Below are 16,538 nucleotides of genomic sequence, written 5' to 3'. Positions count from 1 at the left end.
GTTGTCGTTGCCGCGGCTGACGGGTGGTGATCCGTGATCACGAGGTGCGCCTGTCCACCGTGATCCACGATCACAACCCTCCCACCCGTCATGGCCCGGCTTGACCGGGCCATCCATCCCAAGTGCCACGCCGGCGTTTGCGCGCGTGATGGATCGCCCGGTCAAGCCGGGCGATGACGGCGGAGAGGTTGGAGGCGCGAGGCGGTGGTCGGCACCGCCAGGGCACGACTCCGCCGCGGTCGGCGGCGGAGACCAACCAGCCCTCACACCCACCCCGCCCTCACACCCCGAGATAGGCCTCGCGCACCTTCGGGTCGTCGAGGAGGGCGCGGCCGGTGCCCGTCAGCGTCACGTGCCCGAGCTCCAGCACGTAGCCGCGGTCGGCGATGGCGAGTGCGGCGGCGGCGTTCTGCTCGACGAGCAGCACCGTCATGCCCTCGGAGCGCAGGCGGGTGATGGCGGCGAGGATCTGGTCGACGATCACCGGGGCGAGCCCGAGCGAGGGCTCGTCGAGAAGGAGAAGCTTCGGCGCCGCCATCAGCGCGCGGCCGATCGCCAGCATCTGCTGCTGGCCGCCCGACAGCGAACCGGCCGCCTGCCGCCGTCGCTCCTTCAGGATCGGAAACAGCGTGAAGCAGCGCTCGAGGTCGGCCGCCGCGGCCGCAGCCCCATCGCGGCGCCGGTAGCCACCGAGGCGCAGGTTGTCCTCCACCGACAGTGGCGCGAACACCTGCCGGCCCTCCGGCGACTGCGAGATGCCCCGCGCCACGCGGACGTGCGAGGCGAGCCGCTCGATCGGCTGTCCCTCGAAGACGATGCGGCCGGCGGCGGCGGGCTCGATGCCGGAGATGGTGCGCAGAAGCGTCGTCTTGCCGGCACCGTTTGCGCCGACGAGGGCGACGATCTCGCCGGCGCCGACGGTGAGGTCGACGCCCTTCAGCGCCTCGATGCGGCCGTAGCGCGCCTTCAGGCCCTCAACCGTGAGCACGTGCGGCCTCCGTCGCCCCGTGGCTGCCGAGATAGGCCTCGACCACGCGCGGGTCGGCGCGCACCTCGGCCGGCGTGCCGACGACGAGGGGCCGGCCCTGCACCAGCACGAGGATGCGCGAGGAGATCTTCATCACGAGCTTCATGTCGTGCTCGACCAGCACCACGGCGACGCCGCCCTCGGCGACCGCGTGGATCAGCCGGTCGATCTCCTCGGTCTCCACCGCGTTGCAGCCGGCGGCGGGCTCGTCGAGCAGCAGCACCTTCGGCTCGGTGGCGAGTGCGCGGGCGATCTCGAGGCGCTTCAGGGCGCCATAGGGAAGGGCGCCGGCGGGCTGGTCGGCGAGGTCGGCGAGGCCGACGCGGTCGAGGAGCGCAAGGGCGGCGGCGCGCGTGGCGCGGTTCTGCCGGCCGACCGAGGGCAGCGACAGGAGGTCGGCGAGGAAGCCGGTCTTCTCGGCCATGTGGCGGCCGACCATGACGTTTTCGGCGGCCGTCATGCGGAAGAAGATCTGCAAGTTCTGGAAGGTGCGCGACAGCCCGCGGCGGGCGAGGCGGGCGGGTGCGAGCCCGGTCGCCTCCTGGCCTGCGATGCGCACCCGCCCCGAGGTCGGCCGGTAGAGACCGGAGACGATGTTGAACAGCGTCGTCTTGCCGGCGCCGTTCGGGCCGATGATCGAGAACACCTCGCCCGGATGGGCGCGGAAGCTGACGCCGTCGAGGGCCCGGATGCCGCCGAAGGAGATGCCGACGCCGTCGACCTCCAGGGCGGCAGCGTTCGAGGTGCGGGTCGCCGTCATCGCCGCAACCCGCGGAAGAGGCCGACGAGGCCCGGCACGATGCCCTGCCGGAGGAAGATCATGAACACCATGATGAGGAGGCCGAGGACGGCGGTCTCGTATTCCTGCAGCACCGTCAGCGCCTGCGGCAGGGCGACCAGGATCGCCGCGCCGACGAGGGCGCCGACCACCGAGCCCATGCCGCCGATCACCACCATGGTGACGAACTCGACCGAGTGCATGAAGCTCGCGGTGTCCGGCGTGACGAAGCCGTTCATCAGCGCGAGCAGGGCGCCCGAGGTCGCCGCATAGACGGCCGCGACGACGAAGGCGGTGAGCTTCAGGCGCGCCGCGTCGACGCCGACGACGGAGGCCGCGACCTCGCTGTCGTGCAGTGCCCGCAGGGCGCGGCCGGTCGGGCTCGCCTCGAGGTTCAGCGCCAGCGCGACGCCGATGATCAGCGCCACGCCGGTGATCCAGTACCAGGTGAGCGCGCCGGTGACGCGCCAGCCGAACAGCTCGACCCGCTCCACCGGCATGCCGTCCGGCCCACCGGTCCAGGCGCTCTCGCTGGTCAGCACCAGCGCCAGCAGCAGGCCGAAGCCCAGCGTCGCGACGGCGAGATAGTAGCCCTTCAGCCGGAAGATCGGCTTGCCGACGATCCAGGCGACGAGGGCGGACAGCGCGATGCCGGCGAGCGCGGAGGGGATCGGCGGCACGCCGAGGTGCGTCGGCCCGATCGCCACGGCATAGGCGCCGATGCCGAGGAAGGCGGCGTGGCCGAGGCTGACTTGGCCGGCGAGCCCCATCAAAAGGTTGAGGCCGACCACCGCGAGCCCCGAGGTCCACACCAGCGAGGCGACGCGGAGGTAGTAGCTCGACGGGAAGACGAGCGGCAGCACCGCCACCACCACCGTCACGAAGACGAGGGAGACCAGGCGTGGCGACAGCGTCCGACGGGCGGGCGGTGTGGTGGCGGTGGTGTCCGTCATCTCACACCCGCTCGACGCTGCGGCCGCCGAACAGGCCGCGCGGCATGACGAAGAGGACGACGAGGATGGCGATGAAGGAGAAGCCATCCTTGTAGACCGAGGAGATGTAGCCGGCGCCGAACGCCTCGATCAGCCCGAGCAGCAGCCCGCCGACGACGGCGCCAAGCGGGCTTCCCATGCCGCCGAGCATCGCCGCGGCGAAGCCCTTCAGCGTCATGATGGTGCCGAGGTCGAAGCGCGTCAGCGTGATCGGCGTCGCCAGCACGCCGGCGAGCGCGCCGATCGCCGCCGAGACGCCGAAGGCGATCGCCAGGATGACGGCGGTGTTGATGCCGACGAGGCGCGCTCCGAGGCGGTTCGCCGCCGTCGCCAGCACCGCCTTACCGACGAGGGTGCGTTCCAGGAACAGCCACAGCGCCACGAACACGGCGAGGCCGCCGCCGAGCACCCACAGGCTCTGCGGCAGGAGCGTCGCGCCGAGGATCTCGATCGGCCGGTCGCCGGAGAAGGCGGGCAGCTGGTGGAACTGCTTGTCGAAGACGATCTGGGCGACGCCGCGGATGAACATCGAGGCGCCGATGGTGATGATGATCAGCGTCACCGGCGAGGCGCCGCGCGCCGGCTCGATGGCGAGGCGGTGCAGCAAGAGCCCGACGATCACCGCCGTCAGGATGGCGATGATGGCGGCGAGCGGCAGCGGCACGCCGGTGGCGTAGAGGAACACCGTCGACATGCCGCCGATCATCACGAAATCGCCCTGGGCGAAATTGACGACGTCGGAGGCGTTGTAGATCAGCGTGAAGCCGAGGGCGACGAGCGCGTAGACCGCGCCCACCGTCAGCCCTGAGAAGGCGAACTGCAGGAATTCCGCCATGACCGGTTTCGCCGCCGCATTCGGATCGGGAGGGAGCGCGCGCCGCGTCGGCCGCGGCGCGCAGAGGTCAGATCAGTCCGTCGGGATCAGCCGCCGGCCTCGACGAGCGTCCAGTCGCCGTCCTTGATCTCGAGCATGCGGAAGGAATCGACCTTCAGGCCCATGTGGTCGGTCGGCGACATCGTGAAGACGCCGCTGGTGCCGACGAAGCCGGCGGTGGCCTCGAGCGCGTCGCGGATGGCGTCGGGCTCGGTGGAGTTCGCCTTCTGGATGGCCGCGACGAGCAGGTGCAGGCCGTCATAGGCGTAGCCGCCGAAGGTCGACACCGGCTGGCCGGTCTTCTCCTCGTAGAGTTTCTTGTACTCGACGACGACCGGCTTCTGGGCGTCGGTGTCGGGCAGCTTCTCGGCCACGGCGAGTGCCGGCGAGGGCAGGCGCACGCCTTCCGCGGCCGGGCCGGCGAGCTCGATGAAGCTCTTCGAGGCGACGCCGTGGCTCTGGTAGAGCGGCAGGCCGATGCCGAGCTGGGCGTAGTTGCGGGTGACGATCGCCGGGCCCTGGCCGAAGCCGGGGTTGACCACCGCCTGCACGCCAGCGGCGTTCTTGATCTTGGTGAGCTGCGGCGTCATGTCGGAATCGGTCGGGCCGTAGCTCTCGTCGGCGACGACCTCGATGCCGAAGTTGCCGATCACCGCCATGCACTGCGCCCGCATCGACTTGCCGAAGCCGTCGGTGCCGGAGATCAGGCCGACCTTGGTGAAGCCGCGCGCCTTGATGTCGGCGAAGATCTTCTCGCAGGCCATGCGGTCGGTGTGCGGCGTCTTGAAGACGTATTCGCGCACCGGCTCGATGATCTCGACCGCGCCGGCGAGCGAGATGAACGGCACCGAGGCGTCCTCGAAGACCGGGATCATCGCCATCGTCGTGCCGGTGGTGGTGCCGCCGACCATGGCGACGACCGCGTCGTCCTCGATCAGGCGGGTGGCGAAGGTGCGCGCCTTGTTGGCGTCGCCGCCGTCGTCATAGAGCACGAGCTCGAGCGGCCGGCCGAGCACGCCACCGGCGGCGTTGATGCGCTCGACATACATCTCGAGCGTCCGCTTCTCGGGATCGCCGAGGAAGGCGGCCGGGCCGGTGGCCGACAGCACGGAGCCGATCTTGATCGGGTCGGCGGCGAGCGTCGTGGTGGCGAGGCCGGCAATGGCGAGCGCCGAGACGCCGAGGCCGAGGAGGCGGGAAGCGAGCTTGGACATCGGGTTTCCTCCGAAACGGGGTTTTTGCCTTGTTTTTGGTCTTGGTCGCTCAGGCGGCGACGGGGGTGCGGATGCCGACGACGCGGAAGCGGCCGGCGACGAAGGCGGTGTCGGTGAGGCAGGCGTTGCCGGCCGGGTTGGCGCCGGTGACGTGGAAGTCGGAGAAGGCGGCCGACTGGTTGACGTAGAGCCCGCCGGTGAGGTTGACCGACAGCGCCACGCCGGCGTCGGCAAAGGCCGCCGAGGCCTCCTCGATCACCGCCTCGTCGGTCGAGTAGACCGCGGCGGTGATGGCGCCGCGGGTCTTCGCCGAACGGGCGGCGCGGGCGATCGAGTCCGCGGTGTCGGCGGTCTTCACGACGAAGGCGATCGGCCCGAAGCGCTCTTCCAGGTAGGCGTCCTCGTTCGCCGCATCGACGGCCAGCAGCAGCGGCGTCGCCGTGCGGGCGCTCGCGAGGGCCGGCGCGTCCACGGCGGCGGAGTCGCGCACCACCGTGCCGAGCCCGCGGGCGGCCTTGATGCGCTCCAGCGTCGCCGGGTTCTGCACCGCGCCGAGCACGCCGGCGGCGCGGTCGGGATCGGAGAGCAGCCCGTCGATCGCCTTGGCGAGACCGGCCGCGACCTCGTCGAAGCTCTTGTGCCCCTCGTCCGTCTCGATGCCGCCGGCGGGCACGAACAGGTTCTGCGGCGCCGTGCACATCTGGCCGGAATAGAGCGACAGCGAGAAGGCGAGGTTCTGGCAGAGGCCCTTGAAGTTCGCCGTGCCGTCGATGACGACGGGGTTCACCCCCGCCTCCTCGGTGTAGACGAGGGCCTGGCGGACGTTGTCGCGCAGCCAGCGGCCGAACACCGGCGAGCCGGTGAAGTCGACGATGCCGACGTCGGCGTGGGTGGCGAGCGCCTTCGTCAGCGGCGCCTCGGCCGTGTCGGCGGCGAGCGTCACGACGTTCGGATCGAAGCCGGCCTCCGTCAGCACGTCGCGGGCGATCTTCACGGTGATCGCGAGCGGCAGGATGGCGCCGGGGTGCGGCTTGACGATCACGGCGTTGCCGGTGACGAGGCTCGCGAAGAGGCCCGGATAGCCGTTCCAGGTCGGGAAGGTGGCGCAGCCGATGACGAGGCCGACGCCGCGCGGCACCAGGCGGAACGCCTTGTCGAGCACCACCGTGCCCTTGCCGGCCGGCTTCTCCCAGCGCACCGCGCCCGGCACCCGCTTCATCTCGGCGAAGGCGTAGGCCACCGCCTCGAGGCCGCGGTCCTGGGCGTGCGGGCCGCCGGCCTGGAAGGCCATGATGAACGACTGGCCGGTGGTGTGGCTGACGGCCTCGGCGATCAGGAAGCTCTGCTTGTTGAGGCGGGCGAGGATTTCCAGCGCGACGCCGGCGCGATCCTCCGGCGACGCCGCGGCCCATGCCTTGCCGGCCACCTTCGCGGCGGCGACGAGGGCATCGGGATCGGCGGCGGGATAGGTGACGCCGAGCGGGCGGCCATAGGGCGACACCTCGGCGCCGACACGGGCGCCGATGGTCGGCTGGTCGAGCTCGAAGGGCGTGTCGAGGAGTGCCTCGAAGGCGGCGGTGCCCTCGGCCTTCGCCGTCTCGCCATAGACGCGCGGGCTCGGCGATTCCGGATAGGCCGACCAGTAGCCGCGCGTCTCGGCGGCCGACAGGGCGGCCTCGAGGGTGGCGCGGTGCGCCTCGAAGAAGTCCGACATGCTGCCTCCCGGCTCACTCTTCTCGCCGGCGCGGTCATGGCCGGGCCGGCGGCCGGAGGGCCTCCACGGGCCATCCGGCAGTTCATCGATCGGGCCGGCGCCGCTCCGGAGCCGTCGGTGACGATCCCGTTGACTTGCACCCGATGGCCGACATAATTAACCGGACGATTGGTCAATTCAAGAGGGTTCGTCGTGACCCCCCGACCCGTCGACGACACGGCCGCCCCCCGATAAGCCGGAGGAGGAGCAGCCGGCGAGGAGGAGAGGCGCCATGTCCGTGGGAACGACGTCCGAGGGATCGACGTCCGGGGGCCAGACTGAAGAGACGGTCCGCGTCGAGAAGCGCGACGGCTGGCGGCTCCTCACCCTCAACCGGCCCGACAAGATCAATGCCTTCAACGAGGCGATGCACCGCGCGCTCGCGGCCGCCCTCGTCGACGCAGAGAACGATTCGGACTGCCGGGCGATCCTGCTGACGGGCGCCGGCCGCGGCTTCTCAGCCGGCCAGGACCTCGGCGACCGCCGCTTCTCCGAGGACGTCACGCCCGACCTCGGCGCCACCGTCGACCGCTTCTACAACCCGCTGGTGCGCAAGCTGCGGGCTTTGCCGATGCCGGTCGTCTGCGCCGTGCACGGCGTCGCCGCCGGCGCCGGCGCCAACATCGCGCTCGCCTGCGACATCGTCGTGGCCGGCCGCTCGGCGAAGTTCGTCCAGGCCTTCTCGAAGATCGGCCTCATCCCGGATTCCGGCGGCACCTTCTTCCTGCCGCGGCTGATCGGCGACGCCCGGGCGCGCGCCGCAATGATGCTCGCCGAGACCATCGACGGCGCCACCGCGGAAGCGTGGGGGATGATCTGGAAGGCAGTCGAGGACGACCGGGTGCTGGCGGAAGCCGAAACCCTGACGGCCCGCCTCGCCACCCAGCCGACCCAGGCGCACGCCCTCCTGAAGCGGGCGCTGACGGCGTCCGCCGACAACGGCCTCGATTCCCAGCTCGACCGTGAGCGCGACCTGCAGCGCGAGGCCGGCCGCACGCCGGACTATCGCGAGGGCGTGCGGGCGTTCCTGGAGAAGCGGCCGCCGAACTTCACCGGGAGGAAGGCGTGAGCGAAGCCCGCGACCCGCAAGCCGTCGCGCGGGCCTGCGCCGACCTGATGTGGTCGCAGGACAAGGCCAGCCAGGGCCTCGGCATCAGCCTCGATGCCGTCGCGCCCGGCCGGGCGACGCTGTCGATGACGGTCGCCGACCACATGACGAACGGCCACGGCACCTGCCACGGCGGCTACATCTTCGCGCTGGCCGACAGTGCCTTCGCCTTCGCCTGCAACACCTATGACGAGCCCACCGTCGCCGCGCACTGCTCGGTCAGCTTCCTGAAGCCCGGCCGCCGCGGCGACCGGCTGGTGGCCGAGGCGGTGGAGCGCGTCCGCGAGGGCCGCAGCGGCCTCTACGACGTGCGCATCTCCCGCGACGGCGAGGTGATCGCCGAGTTCCGGGGCCACTCGCGCACCATTGGCGGCCGCTTCCTGCCGACCGAGACGACCTGACGCCGAACCCGCCGCCAGAAGCGGACCGCACCCGAGGAGGACCGCCATGCTCGCCACCGCCCCCCGCTCGCTGCCGGACCTCTCGCCCCGCCCCGGCGACCTCGAGCCGATCGAGACCGCCTCGCGCGACGAGATCGCCGGCCTGCAGCACACCCGCCTCGCCTGGACGCTGCGCCACGCCTACGAGAACGTGCCGCACTACCGCCAGGCCTTCGACGCCGCCGGCGTCCATCCGGACGACTTCCGTACGCTGTCCGATCTCGCGAAGTTCCCGTTCACGACCAAGCACGATCTCAGGGCCAACTATCCCTTCGGCATGTTCGCCGTGCCGCAGGAGAAGGTCGCCCGCGTCCACGCCTCCTCCGGCACCACCGGCCGGCCGACCGTGGTCGGCTACACGCAGCGCGACCTCGAGGTGTGGGCCGACGTCGTCGCCCGCTCGATCCGCGCCAGCGGCGGCCGCGCGGGCATGAAGGTGCACGTCGCCTACGGCTACGGCCTGTTCACCGGCGGCCTCGGCGCCCACTACGGGGCGGAGCGGCTCGGCTGCACCGTCATCCCGATGTCCGGCGGCATGACCGAGCGGCAGGTGCAGCTCCTGCAGGACTTCGCGCCCGACATCATCATGGTGACGCCGAGCTACATGCTGGCGATCCTCGACGAGTTCCGCGCCCGCGGCATCGACCCGCGCACGACCTCGCTGAAGGTCGGCATCTTCGGCGCCGAGCCGTGGACGGACGCCATGCGCGGCGAGATCGAGGACGCCTTCGCCATGCACGCCGTCGACATCTACGGCCTGTCGGAGGTGATGGGGCCGGGCGTCGCCAACGAGTGCGTCGAGACCAAGGACGGCCTGCACATCTGGGAGGACCACTTCTACCCGGAGGTCATCGACCCCGAGACCGGCGCCGTGCTGCCCGACGGCGAGAAGGGCGAGCTCGTCTTCACGTCCCTGTCGAAGGAGGCGATGCCGGTCGTCCGCTACCGCACCCGCGACCTGACGCGGCTCTTGCCCGGCACGGCCCGCTCGATGCGGCGGATGGAGAAGATCACCGGCCGCTCCGACGACATGCTGATCGTCCGCGGCGTCAACCTCTTCCCGACCCAGGTCGAGGAACAGGTGCTGCGCTGCCCGGGCCTGTCCGGCCACTACCTGATCGAGCTCACCCGCGAGGGACGAATGGACGAGGTGACCGTCCACGTCGAGGCGCGCCCCGACCACAACGACGCCGCCGAGCGGGCCTCGACGGCGGCGCTGCTCTGCCATCACGTCAAGGAAATCGTCGGCGTCACCGTGCGGGTGGCCGTCGCCGATCCCGGCAAGCTCGAGCGCTCCGCCGGCAAGGCGCGCCGAGTCATCGACCGGCGGCCGAAGACTTGACGTTCAAGCCCGGGGCGAGGCCCGGGCGTCATGGTTGACAGCCGCGCCCCGGCGGCTGGTATCGAAGCTGCATCGCGACAAGCGCGATGCCACTGACAAGGTGAACCAGCGGCAATGGCGAGACGCCGGGCCCTCGACTACGACGACAAGCGCAAGGCGATCCTCGATCGCTCGGCGGAGCTGTTCGCCGGCCACGGCTATGACGGAGCGTCGATCTCGATGATCGCCGAGGCGTGCGGCGTGTCGAAGGCGCTGCTCTACCACTACTACGGCGACAAGGCCGAGCTGCTCTTCGACGTCATCCGCACCCACCTGGAAGACCTCATCCAGACGGTGGAGGAGGTCGCGGGCGACCGGGCCGCCGCGCCTGCCGAGGAGCGGCTCGCCGCCCTCTGCACCGCGCTGCTCGACGCCTATCGCGACGCCGACGCCGAGCATCAGGTGCAGATCAACAACCTCCGCCTGCTGCCGCAGGAGAAGCAGGAGGCGCTGCGCGAGCTGGAGCGCCGGCTCGTCGCGGTCTTCGCCGCCGCCGTCGCCGCCGCGGTGCCGCGCCTCGCCGACCGTCCGGCCCTCGTCAAGCCGGTGACGATGTCGCTCTTCGGCATGCTGAACTGGAGCTACCTGTGGTTCCGCGACGGCGGCGCCCTCAGCCGCGCCGACTATGCGCGGCTGGTGACGCGCCTCATCGTCGACGGCGGCGAGGCGCTGCCGGCGGCGTTTCCGGTGACGCCCGCGGGCCGCCGCTCCCCCCAGGCCGCGGAGTAAGGCCGCCGCCCCGCCCTCAGCGGTGGCGGATCCAGGCGGACTTCGTCTGGGTGTAGGAAACGACGCTGTCGAAGCACTTGTCGCGGGCGTTGCCGGACTGCTTCCAGCCGCCGAACGGCTGCGTCATGTCGCCCTCGTCGAACGAGTTCACCCAGACGACGCCGGCCTCGATCTCGCGCACGAGCCGCAGCGCCGTGTCGATGTTGGACGTCCAGATGCCGGCGGCGAGCCCGTAGATGGTGTCGTTCGCAACCGCGATCGCCTCGTCCGGCCCATCGACGGCGATGACCGCGCCGACGGGGCCGAAGATCTCCTCCCGCACGATCCGCATCGACGGCGTCGCGTCCGAAAACAGCGTCGGGTTGACGTAGGCGCCCTGGCCGTCCGGCGCGTCGCCGCCCATGACGACTCGCGCGCCCTCGTCGCGGCCGGCCTGCAGGTAGCCGAGCACGCGGCCCTTGTGCTCCTCGGTGACGAGCGGGCCGAGCCGCGTCGCCGGATCGAGCGGATCGCCGGGCACGAACGCGGCTTGCGCCTGCGCCTTGAACAGGTCGACGAAGTCGCCGGCGATTTTCCGGTCGACGATCATCCGCGAGCCGGCGTTGCAGACCTCGCCCTGGTTGCCGAAGATGCCGTTGACCGCCGACGTCACGGCGCGCTCGAGGTCGCTCACATCGGCGAGCACGATCTGCGGGCTCTTGCCCCCGCACTCCAGCGCCACCTGCTTCATGTTCGACAAACCGGCATACTGCAGGATCAGCTTGCCGACCTCGGTCGAGCCGGTGAACGACACCTTGGCGACGTCCGGATGCAGCGCCAGGGCGCGGCCCGCCACCTCGCCGAGGCCGTTGACGACGTTGAGCACCCCCGGCGGGCCGCCGGCCTCCACGAACAGGGCGGCGAGGCGGAGGCACGACAGCGGCGCCTGCTCGGCCGGCTTCAGCACCACCGTGTTGCCGGCGGCAAGCGCCGGGGCGATCTTCCACACCGCCATCAGCAGCGGGTAGTTCCAAGGCGAGATGGCGCCGACGACGCCGAACGGCTCGCGCAGCACGCAATGGAGGACGCCCGCCTCGGTCGCCGTCACCTTGCCGTCGATCTTGTCGATGCACTCGGCCATGAAGCGGATGGTCTTCACCACCTCCGGCAGGTCGACGCCGACCATGTCGGCGATCGGCTTGCCCATGTCGAGGGTATCGAGGAGGGCGAGTTCGGCGGCGTTGTCCTCGATCAGGTCTGCGAAGCGATAAAGCACCGCCATGCGGTCGCGCGGCGCGAGCTTCGACCAGACGCCGCTCTTGTAGGCGCGGCGGGCGGCGGCGACGGCGCGGTCGATGTCGGCGCCGGTGCCGGCGGACATCTCCGCCAGCGTCTCGCCGGTCGCCGGGTTCACCGTGGCGAAGCGGCCGCCGTCGGCGGCGTCGACGAAGGCACCGTCGATGAAGAGGCGCGTCTCGAAGCCAAGCGCGGCGGCGCGGGAGACCCAGGCGGCCTTGTCGAGGTCCGGCAGTTTGGCGAGGTGCATGGGGTGTTCCTTGTGAGAGGCGGCTGGCCGGCCTGAACCCGGTTCCTTGCGCTCCGGCCGAGTGCCGGGCGCTGCTCAGTCGCGCCGCGGCACGATCAGCGCGTCGACGGCGACGACGCCGTCCTGCCGCACCAGCACGGGATTGACGTCGATCGCCTCGACCCGGTCGCCGATGGCGGCGGCGAGGACGGAGAAGCGGGCGAGGGCGGTGGCAAGGGCGTCGATGTCGGACGCCGGCGCGCCGCGCACGCCGTCGAGCAGCGGGCGGAGCCGGAGCCCGTCCATGAGCCGGCGGGCCTCCGCCGCATCGAACGGCGGCTTGGCGACGGCGGCGTCCTTCAGCACCTCGGCGTGGATGCCGCCGAAGCCGGCGAGCACGATCGGCCCGAAGTCCGGATCGCGCGTCATCCCGAAGATCATCTCGACGGCGGGGCCGGTCACCATCGCCGCGACGAGCACGCGGGGGCCGAGGCGGGCGGAAACATCGCAGTAGGCCGTGCGGACGGCGGCTTCGTCGGCGAGCTTCAGGATGACGCCACCGACGTCCGACTTGTGGGCGATGCCGGGGGTGGCGGTCTTCAGCACGACGGGGAAGCCGAGGCGGGCGGCGGCAGCTGTGGCGTCGTCCTCCGTTTCCGCGAGGGCGTGCGGGACGACGGGGAGGCCGAAGTCGGCGAGCAGGGCGAGGGCGGCGGCTTCGTCGAGGTGAACTTCAGCCGTTTCCCCACCCTCGGAGCGAACCCTCCCCCCTCGCGGGGGAGGGTAGGGAGGGGGGGCGGCCGCAAGCTCGTCAGTCGTGTGTCCCTCGGCAGCGCCGTGCTCGTGGAGAGAGTCCTGTTCGCCGCGCTCCCGCGCGCCCCCCCCTCCCGTCGCGCCTTCGGCGCGCCGACCTCCCCCGCGAGGGGGGAGGGTTGTGTCTTGCCTTTCCTCGGATGGACTGCCCAGCACCGCGCGCCAGCGGGCGACGGTGGAGGGATCAGCGGACTGCAAATCCGTTGACGTCTCGGTCCCTCTCCGACCCCGAAAGTCCCGCCACGCCAGCGCCAGCCGCACTGCCGTGAGAAACGCCGGCACGCCGTCGAGCACGGGCACGCCCGCCCGCGTCGTCTCGACGGCACTCGCGTCCCCGCACGAACCCTGGTGGTTCGACACGATGAACACCGGCTTGCCCGTCGCCGCCTGCACGTCCAGCGCCACCGTGCGGTAGTGCGGCATGATCTGGCCGCCGACCCAGCGGTCGAGGACCAGGGCGCCGAGGGCCGTGTCGGGGTCGTCCATCATCAGGCGGAAGCTGTCGTGGAAGTCGGCCGGGTAGTTGCGGCCGCTGCCCCAGTGGTCGAGCGGGTTGACCGGCTCGAGGCCGTGGTCGAGCACGGCGGCCATCGCCCGCTCGGTCGCCGGCGACAGGCGGGCGAAGGCGACGCGGTGATCGTCGGCGAGGTCGACCATCAGCCCGCGTTCGCCGCCGGAATCGTGGGTGGTGGAGAGGCCGCCCGGGCCGATGTCGCGGGCGTGGCCGAGCACCATCAAGGCGGCGGCGAGTTCGTCGATTGCCCGCACCTCGGCGACGCCGTTGCGGCGGAAGAGGGCGGAGTAGGCGGCGTGGTCGCCGGCGATCGCGCCGGAGTGGCTTTCGGCGAGCCGCACGCTCGCCGCCGTCCGCCCGACCTTCAGCGCCACCACCGGCACGCCCCGGGCGTTCGCCTTCGCGAGTGCCGCCTCGAAGCCGACGGGGTCGCGGGCGGTCTCCATGAACAGGCCGATGACGCGCGTCTCCGGTGTCTCCAGCGCGAAGTCCATGTAGTCGGCGAGCGTCGTCGTCAGCTCCTGGCCGGAGGAGACGGCGAGGCCGTAGTCGAGGCGCGCCTCGGCATCGACCAGCGCGGTGAACAGCGAGCCGGAGTGGGTCAGCAGCACGGCGCCGCCCGGCCGGTGGTCGGTGCGGGTCGGGAAGCCGCAGAGCCACAGCCCGTCGCGAAAATTGTAGAAGCCCATGCCGTTGCCGCCGCAGAGCGTCACGCCGGCCTCGCGCGCCATCGCCCGCACCCGCTCCTTCAGCGGCGGATCGCGGTCGCCGGGGATCGCCAAGGGCGAGATCAGCGTCGCGGCGCGGATGCCCTGGCGGATGGCGAGGGCGAGCGTCTCCTCGATGCGCTCGTCGGCGAGCGCCAGCGCCACGTGCTCGACTGGCTCGGGCAGGTCGGCGACCGAGGGCACGCACGCGACGCCCTCGATCGGCTCGCCCTTCGGGTTGACGCACCAGAGGCGGCCGCCATAGCCGCCGGCGAGCACCTGCCGCACCATCGTGTTGCCGACCGAGCCCGGCCGGGCGCTCGCTCCGACGATCGCGAGCGAGCGCGGGCGGAGCAGCGGGTCGAGCCGGTGGGCGGGGCGGGGCGCGGCGGTCGCGACGCGCGCGGCAGCGGCGGCGGGAGCGGCGGCGGGAGCGGCGGGGAAGGCGGTCTGGGCGGTCATGGCGGGGCGTGCTCGGGGCGCGGGTCAGGTCTTCTGGAAGGCGAGGTGCAGGCCGAGGCCGACGAGCACCGCGCCGCCGGCCCGCTGCAGCAGGCGCTGGGCGCCGCCGGAGCGGCGCAGCCGCGCCATCAGGGCGCCGGCAAGGAGCACGCAGACGAGGTCGGCCGACGTGAACATCAGGTTCACTACCGTGCCGAGCACGAGGAACTGCGCCCACACCGGCAGGCCGGCGGCGGGGTCGACGAACTGCGGCAGGAAGGCGAGGAAGAACAGCGCCGTCTTCGGGTTGAGCACCTCGACGGTGATGCTCTCGAGGAAGGCCCGCCGCCCTGACTTCGCCACCACCAGCGTGCCGTGCTCGCCGCCCGCGGCCTTCGAGCGGAAGAGCGAGATGCCGAGCCAGATCAGGTAGAGGGCGCCGAGGATCTTCACCGCGAGATAGAGCACCGGTACGGCGTGGAAGATCACCGACAGCCCCGCCGCGGCGGCGATGACGTGGACGTAGCAGCCGAGGTGGATGCCGAGCGCCGCCATCAGGCCCGAGACGCGGCCGCGCGCCATCGTCTGGGCGGTGGCGTAGAGCATCGCCGGGCCGGGGATGTAGGCGAACACCGCCGTCGTCACGAAGAAGGCGAGGAGGAGGTCCGTCGAGGGCATGGGTTGTCCGTCCTGCCGTTCGGGAAATGCCGGGGCGATGCCCGCCCGTCAGCCGCGCGGCGCCATCGTGTCGGGCACGGCGATGCGGAAGGGGATGATCTCGACGTCGCGCCAGACGTCGCCGGTCATGTACGGCTCCTCGGCGAGCCAGGCGTCGAGCGCCGCGCGGTCGGGGAACTCGACCAGCGCGACGGAGCCGATCATGCCGCCGTCGTCGCCCAGCATGGCGCCGCCGACGCGCAGCTCGCCGCGGTCCACCATCCCCGGCAGGCGCTCGAAGTGCGCCGGCCGCGCCTTCATGCGCCGCTCCAGCGCCGCCGCGTCGCGGCCGTCGCGCGCGATCACCACCCACTGCGGCATCGGACTTCTCCCGTTCAGAAGACGCCGGGTGGCGTCGCGGACCGCCGCTTCGGGTTGAAGAACGGCCGCTCGACGATACGCGCCCTGACGAGGCTCTTCGAGTAGACGAGCTCGCGCAGCGCGTAGATTTCCACCCAGAGGTCGTTCACGACCGTGTCGCCATAGGGCCGCGTCATCGAGGCGAGCGCTATGTTCCGCTTCACAGTCGGCGACCACGCCGCCGCGGTAATGTGGCCGACCTCTCGTTTGCCCCGGTGATAGACGAGGGCGTGCTCCGCCGGCACGTTGCCGTCGATGTCGAGGGCGACGAGGCAGTGGCGGAAGGCGTTCTTCGCCTTCTCGGCGGCGAGCGCCCGCTTGCCGTTGAAGTGGCGCGGCGTGTCGAGGGCGACGAGCCAGCCGAGGCCGATCTCGAAGGGCGAGCGCCGGCGGTCGGCGCGGATGGCGTGCTCGGCCGGCACGAAGTCCGAGCCCGCCATGATGAAGCCGGCCTCGAGGCGGGCGAGATCGAGCGCCGCGAAGCCGATCGCGGTGATGCGGTGGAGTTGCCCGGCGTTCCAGAGCAGGTCCCACAGGGCGAGCGCCTGGTCCGGCGGCACGAACAGCTCGTAGCCGAGGTCGCCGGTGAAGCCTGTGCGCGACACCGTCACCGGGCCGGCTTTGGTCTGGAAGTCGCGGATGTCGAAGGGCTTCAGCGTTTCGATGCCGGCAAAGCCCGCATCGCGCAGCACGGCATAGGAGGTCGGCCCCTGCAGCGACAGCGCCGCGATGTCCTCCGTCACCTCGGCCACCTCGACGTCGTAGCCGATGGCGCTGTCGAGCAGCCACGGCAGATGGCGCTCCTGGCAGCAGAGGCGGAATTCGTCGGGGGCGAAGCGGAACAGCGTGCCGTCGTCGAGCACCTTGCCGTCGTCATCGCACCAGGCGGTGTACTGGACGCGGCCGGGCTTCAGCTTGAAGACGTCGCGCACGGTCAGCCTGTCGCAATAGGCGGCGGCGTCCGGTCCGGCGATGCGGTACTTCACCATCGGCGAGACGTCGAACAGGCTCGCGGCGTTGCGGATGGCGAAGTACTCCATCTCCTCGTCGCGGATCACCTGCGCCGACAGGTAGCCGCCCCAGCCGTACCACTGCTCGTGCGTCATCAGCTGGGCGATGCGCGGATGGAACGGCGTGTGCCAGAGCGGCTTCTCGAAGTGCTCGCGGGGGAGGGCGCGGCGCATCT

General features: G+C 71.5%; 15 protein-coding genes. 4 read left to right on the top strand and 11 right to left on the bottom strand.

Annotation, left to right across the window (positions count from 1 at the left end; genetic code table 11):
- Positions 1–280 precede the first annotated feature (280 nt).
- The 6 genes from RUR49_RS01300 to paaN all read right to left on the bottom strand — a co-directional run bounded on the left by RUR49_RS01300 (position 281) and on the right by paaN (position 6,599).
- Positions 281–988 carry an ABC transporter ATP-binding protein gene (locus RUR49_RS01300; RefSeq protein ID WP_409144520.1) on the bottom strand — a complete coding sequence of 236 codons (708 nt, stop codon included), beginning with the start codon at positions 986–988 and terminating at the stop codon, positions 281–283.
- Positions 975–1,787 carry an ABC transporter ATP-binding protein gene (locus RUR49_RS01295; protein ID WP_409144519.1) on the bottom strand — a complete coding sequence of 271 codons (813 nt, stop codon included), beginning with the start codon at positions 1,785–1,787 and terminating at the stop codon, positions 975–977. The genes RUR49_RS01300 and RUR49_RS01295 overlap by 14 nt, the downstream gene beginning before the upstream one ends.
- Positions 1,784–2,758, bottom strand: a complete 975-nt coding sequence (locus RUR49_RS01290) for a branched-chain amino acid ABC transporter permease (RefSeq protein WP_409144518.1) — start codon at positions 2,756–2,758, stop codon at positions 1,784–1,786. The genes RUR49_RS01295 and RUR49_RS01290 overlap by 4 nt, the downstream gene beginning before the upstream one ends.
- A 1-nt stretch (position 2,759) precedes the next feature.
- Entirely contained in the window at positions 2,760–3,632 is an 873-nt protein-coding gene (locus RUR49_RS01285; protein WP_409144517.1) for a branched-chain amino acid ABC transporter permease, read from the bottom strand.
- 86 nt (positions 3,633–3,718) lie between these two features.
- Positions 3,719–4,885 carry an ABC transporter substrate-binding protein gene (locus RUR49_RS01280; protein WP_409144516.1) on the bottom strand — a complete coding sequence of 389 codons (1,167 nt, stop codon included), beginning with the start codon at positions 4,883–4,885 and terminating at the stop codon, positions 3,719–3,721.
- Positions 4,886–4,934: 49 nt separating this feature from the next.
- Positions 4,935–6,599: a phenylacetic acid degradation protein PaaN gene (gene paaN, locus RUR49_RS01275; protein ID WP_409144515.1), complete on the bottom strand. Its 1,665-nt coding sequence runs from the start codon at positions 6,597–6,599 to the stop codon at positions 4,935–4,937.
- A 271-nt stretch (positions 6,600–6,870) separates the two neighbouring features.
- Between paaN and paaG the strand changes: the two genes are divergently transcribed.
- The 4 genes from paaG (at position 6,871) to RUR49_RS01255 (ending at position 10,296) form a co-directional block, all read left to right on the top strand.
- On the top strand, positions 6,871–7,707 hold the full coding sequence (gene paaG / locus RUR49_RS01270) for a 2-(1,2-epoxy-1,2-dihydrophenyl)acetyl-CoA isomerase PaaG (protein WP_409144514.1): 837 nt from the start codon (positions 6,871–6,873) through the stop codon (positions 7,705–7,707).
- A gap of 47 nt (positions 7,708–7,754) precedes the next feature.
- Entirely contained in the window at positions 7,755–8,147 is a 393-nt protein-coding gene (paaI, locus tag RUR49_RS01265; protein ID WP_409144637.1) for a hydroxyphenylacetyl-CoA thioesterase PaaI, read from the top strand.
- A 70-nt stretch (positions 8,148–8,217) separates the two neighbouring features.
- Positions 8,218–9,528 (top strand): phenylacetate--CoA ligase PaaK, encoded by a 1,311-nt coding sequence (gene paaK, locus RUR49_RS01260; RefSeq protein WP_409144636.1) that lies wholly within the window; start codon positions 8,218–8,220, stop codon positions 9,526–9,528.
- A 114-nt stretch (positions 9,529–9,642) separates the two neighbouring features.
- The gene (locus RUR49_RS01255; protein WP_409144513.1) at positions 9,643–10,296 is read left to right on the top strand and encodes a TetR/AcrR family transcriptional regulator; all 654 of its coding nucleotides are present in this window, start codon (positions 9,643–9,645) and stop codon (positions 10,294–10,296) included.
- Between the two features lie 16 nt (positions 10,297–10,312).
- On the opposite strand, the gene RUR49_RS01250 is transcribed toward RUR49_RS01255, so the two are convergent.
- The 5 genes from RUR49_RS01250 to RUR49_RS01230 form a co-directional block, all read right to left on the bottom strand.
- On the bottom strand, positions 10,313–11,821 hold the full coding sequence (locus tag RUR49_RS01250) for an aldehyde dehydrogenase family protein (RefSeq protein ID WP_409144512.1): 1,509 nt from the start codon (positions 11,819–11,821) through the stop codon (positions 10,313–10,315).
- A gap of 75 nt (positions 11,822–11,896) precedes the next feature.
- Positions 11,897–14,296 carry an acetate--CoA ligase family protein gene (locus tag RUR49_RS01245; RefSeq protein WP_409144511.1) on the bottom strand — a complete coding sequence of 800 codons (2,400 nt, stop codon included), beginning with the start codon at positions 14,294–14,296 and terminating at the stop codon, positions 11,897–11,899.
- 24 nt (positions 14,297–14,320) lie between these two features.
- Positions 14,321–14,953 (bottom strand): LysE family translocator, encoded by a 633-nt coding sequence (locus RUR49_RS01240; protein WP_409144510.1) that lies wholly within the window; start codon positions 14,951–14,953, stop codon positions 14,321–14,323.
- Between the two features lie 48 nt (positions 14,954–15,001).
- Positions 15,002–15,313: a YciI family protein gene (locus tag RUR49_RS01235; protein WP_409144509.1), complete on the bottom strand. Its 312-nt coding sequence runs from the start codon at positions 15,311–15,313 to the stop codon at positions 15,002–15,004.
- A 14-nt stretch (positions 15,314–15,327) separates the two neighbouring features.
- Positions 15,328–16,536, bottom strand: a complete 1,209-nt coding sequence (locus RUR49_RS01230) for an aminomethyltransferase family protein (RefSeq protein WP_409144508.1) — start codon at positions 16,534–16,536, stop codon at positions 15,328–15,330.
- Positions 16,537–16,538 lie beyond the last annotated feature (2 nt).

The sequence above is a fragment of the Pseudoxanthobacter sp. M-2 genome, assembly GCF_046156265.1.
Lineage (GTDB): Bacteria > Pseudomonadota > Alphaproteobacteria > Rhizobiales > Segnochrobactraceae > CAMDHY01.
The sequence above is the reverse complement of the archived record's forward strand: the minus strand, read 5'-3'. Positions and strand labels throughout refer to the sequence as shown.

Coding starts and splice junctions, on each gene's coding strand:
- RUR49_RS01295 (WP_409144519.1), bottom strand. CDS start 1,787: ATGACGGCGACCCGCACCTCGAACGCTGCCGCCCTGGAGGTCGACGGC.
- RUR49_RS01235 (WP_409144509.1), bottom strand. CDS start 15,313: ATGCCGCAGTGGGTGGTGATCGCGCGCGACGGCCGCGACGCGGCGGCG.
- RUR49_RS01280 (WP_409144516.1), bottom strand. CDS start 4,885: ATGTCCAAGCTCGCTTCCCGCCTCCTCGGCCTCGGCGTCTCGGCGCTC.
- paaN (WP_409144515.1), bottom strand. CDS start 6,599: ATGTCGGACTTCTTCGAGGCGCACCGCGCCACCCTCGAGGCCGCCCTG.
- RUR49_RS01255 (WP_409144513.1), top strand. CDS start 9,643: ATGGCGAGACGCCGGGCCCTCGACTACGACGACAAGCGCAAGGCGATC.
- RUR49_RS01245 (WP_409144511.1), bottom strand. CDS start 14,296: ATGACCGCCCAGACCGCCTTCCCCGCCGCTCCCGCCGCCGCTCCCGCC.
- paaI (WP_409144637.1), top strand. CDS start 7,755: ATGTGGTCGCAGGACAAGGCCAGCCAGGGCCTCGGCATCAGCCTCGAT.
- RUR49_RS01230 (WP_409144508.1), bottom strand. CDS start 16,536: ATGCGCCGCGCCCTCCCCCGCGAGCACTTCGAGAAGCCGCTCTGGCAC.
- RUR49_RS01240 (WP_409144510.1), bottom strand. CDS start 14,953: ATGCCCTCGACGGACCTCCTCCTCGCCTTCTTCGTGACGACGGCGGTG.
- paaG (WP_409144514.1), top strand. CDS start 6,871: ATGTCCGTGGGAACGACGTCCGAGGGATCGACGTCCGGGGGCCAGACT.
- RUR49_RS01285 (WP_409144517.1), bottom strand. CDS start 3,632: ATGGCGGAATTCCTGCAGTTCGCCTTCTCAGGGCTGACGGTGGGCGCG.
- RUR49_RS01290 (WP_409144518.1), bottom strand. CDS start 2,758: ATGACGGACACCACCGCCACCACACCGCCCGCCCGTCGGACGCTGTCG.
- RUR49_RS01250 (WP_409144512.1), bottom strand. CDS start 11,821: ATGCACCTCGCCAAACTGCCGGACCTCGACAAGGCCGCCTGGGTCTCC.